The 2,933-nt window shown below is 36.3% G+C and carries 4 protein-coding genes; all 4 read left to right on the top strand.

Translation table 11 applies throughout. The features are described from left to right. The coding region (locus AC1DPQ_RS23265; protein WP_477611019.1) for a 1-acyl-sn-glycerol-3-phosphate acyltransferase at positions 1-578 on the top strand (578 nt) is incomplete at its 5' end. Next, complete coding sequence (locus AC1DPQ_RS23260; RefSeq protein ID WP_477585267.1) at positions 575-1,672, top strand: glycosyltransferase family 2 protein; 1,098 nt, start codon at positions 575-577, stop codon at positions 1,670-1,672. The genes AC1DPQ_RS23265 and AC1DPQ_RS23260, both read left to right, overlap by 4 nt. Further along, positions 1,642-2,316, top strand: coding sequence for a carotenoid biosynthesis protein (locus AC1DPQ_RS23255; protein ID WP_477585266.1), 675 nt, complete (start codon positions 1,642-1,644; stop codon positions 2,314-2,316). Before AC1DPQ_RS23260 ends, AC1DPQ_RS23255 begins: the two co-directional genes overlap by 31 nt. Before the next feature lie 12 nt (positions 2,317-2,328). After that, on the top strand, positions 2,329-2,933 hold a 605-nt coding region (locus AC1DPQ_RS23250; RefSeq protein WP_477611018.1), incomplete at its 3' end, for a 4-hydroxy-3-methylbut-2-enyl diphosphate reductase.

Here is a 2,933-nt window from a genome sequence, read left to right as displayed (position 1 = left end):
GGTACATCCAGTTTATCATCAAAAAAGATTTTGCGGCATTCAATTACGATGGAGTGGAAATCAAACAAGACGCTTCTATTCTAATTTTAGCCAATCATTTTAGCTGGTGGGATGGTTTTTTCCTCTTTTACATCAACAAAAAAGTATTTAAGAAACAATTTCATGTTTTAGTGAATGCCGAAAACTATACTAAAGTTGGTTTTCTAAAGTATCTTGGTGCTTTTGCGGCCGAAAATAAAGGTAAAGATGTTTTAGAAACGCTTAATTATGCAGGCAAACTGTTAGATAACCCCGCAAATTTGGTACTTGTATTTCCCCAGGGCAAATTATATTCGAACCACCTCAAAAATATCAGTTTCGAAAAAGGAGTGATGCAGATGATCAATGCCAGTCAGAAAAAAATCAATATTATTTTTGCCGCCACCTTTATTGATTATTTTGCGGAAAGAAAGCCTTCAGCTTATACTTATTTGCAGCATTGGGAGAACGAAGAATATGTGAGCTTGCAATTGCTGAAAAGTGCCTATAATAAACATTACGATCAATCGGTTGTTAAACAAACTCAGCTAATTGAATGACAATTTTTATTTACGCCGTTTTAATTTTCCTGGTGATCCGGTTTTCGGTTACTGTTTTCAATTTCCTTTCTAACCCTAAGTTGCCGAGAGTGGTTAAACACTATCATGATAAGGTTTCGATCCTAATTCCTGCGCGAAATGAAGAAGCAGATATTTTAGAACTACTCGTTTCGATAAAAAATCAGGATTACTCCAATTATGAGGTTATTGTTTTAGATGATAACAGCGATGACAATACTTATGAGGTAGTCGAAAAATTTTGTCTCACAAACCCGCAATATAAAGTGGTACGCGGGAAAGCGTTACCTCAAAACTGGCTTGGAAAAAACTATGCGTGCCACCAGCTTAGCGAATTGGCTACAGGGAAATATCTTTTGTTTATCGACGCAGACGAATCAGTAAAAAGAGGATTGATCAATAGCCTGATCAACCGGATGGAAATCGGAGGCCTGGCTTTGTTAAGTGTTTTTACCAACCAAACTATAAAATCGATAGGCGAGTGGTTAACAGTGCCCTTAATGCATTTTATACTGCTAAATTTATTGCCTTTGCGATTGGTTAAACTTTCGAAAAATCCAGCATTTTCAGCAGCAAGCGGACAGTGCATGTTTTTTAATGCCAATAATTACAAAGAAAACCATTGGCATGAGCGGGTTAAACACCAGGTTGTGGAAGATGTGGAGATTATGAAGTTGGTAAAACAAGAAAAATTTAATGCAGAGGCCCTTTTAGCCAACAGACTGATCTATTGCAGGATGTACAAAAATTTAGGCGAAAGCTTAAACGGTTTTAGTAAAAATTTACTGGCGGGTTTTGGTAATAACATCATAATATTATTACTTTACCAGCTTTTGGTAACTGTAGGGCCAGTAATTTTAATCTTAAACTTTAATATTGCTTTACTTGTATTACCATTAACTTTAATAGTATTAAGTAGAATGATGATCTCCTATTTATCGGGACAAAATGTTTTGATAAATCTGATTTTACATCCCTTACAGATGTTGTTCTTCTTAATAATTTCATTCATTTCTATAAAAAAACATATTTTTAAAACGAGCACATGGAAGGGCAGAACGATCAAAACGATTTAAAGGTTAAAAGGATTGCAGTTGCAATAATTGTCGTTTTTCATATGGTTGGCTTGCTTGGCTTCTTAATTCCTGCTGCCCAGCCTTATTTTATCAAACTGGTTCCCTTTCATTTGTTGCTGATGTTTGCCGTAATTGTTTTTTCGTACAATGCCGATGTGAAACGTTTATTATTACTGGTTTCGGGTGTATTTCTCTGTGGCTTTTTAGTCGAGGTACTGGGCGTGCATACCGGAAAGATATTTGGCAGCTATTATTACGGCGATACATTGGGCTACAAAGTTGCTGCGGTTCCATTACTAATGGGTGTAAATTGGGTAATCCTTATTTTCAGTGTTGGACAAATGATGAAAAGTATGAAAATCAGGCATAGTATTCTGGCTTCTGTTCTCGGCGCTTTTATACTGGTAGGTTTCGATTTCTTTTTGGAACCTGTGGCCATGAAATTTAACTACTGGCAGTGGGACTGGCATGAAATCCCTGTTCAGAATTATGTAGCGTGGTTTATTGTTTCTGTAATATTGTTAAAGTTTTATTATGCTTTGGGCTTAAAGCAACAGAAACATATTGGTACTGTAATGTTCGTTTCACAGCTAATCTTTTTTGTTGTCTTATACATGACAACCGGAACAAATATTTTTGCTTAATTTTGTATCGCAATGGGTTACAACTTACAGGTTAACATCGATAAATCATCAGGCTTTTGCTTTGGCGTAGTATATGCCATAGAAATGGCCGAAGATATTCTGGATAATGAAGGTTATTTATATTGCCTTGGCGATATTGTGCATAATGATGAAGAAGTAGAGCGTTTAACCAATCGTGGATTAAAAATCATCGATCACGAAGTATTAAAAAACTTAAGGGACGAAAAGGTTTTAATCAGGGCTCATGGTGAGGCGCCATCAACCTATCAACTGGCTTTAGAAAATAACCTGACTTTAATAGATGCTTCATGTCCTGTTGTGCTGAAATTACAGAATAGGATTAAAAATTCACATGATGACGATGAGCAAGTACTTATTTTTGGTAAGCACGGGCACGCCGAGGTAATCGGATTACAAGGTCAAACAGATGGTAAGGCAATTGTTTTTCAGGATCTGGCCGAGCTGGATAATGTAGAATTGCCTGCTAAATTTACCCTATATAGCCAAACCACTAAAAGCACCGATAAATTTTATCACATTAAAGATGAATTATTGAGMCGTGGTTATGAAGTTAAGGCTAACGATACCATTTGCAGGCAAGTATCTAACCGTTACGA

Source organism: Pedobacter sp. 01T416_2 (assembly GCF_056398925.1).
The sequence above is the reverse complement of the archived record's forward strand: the minus strand, read 5'-3'. Positions and strand labels throughout refer to the sequence as shown.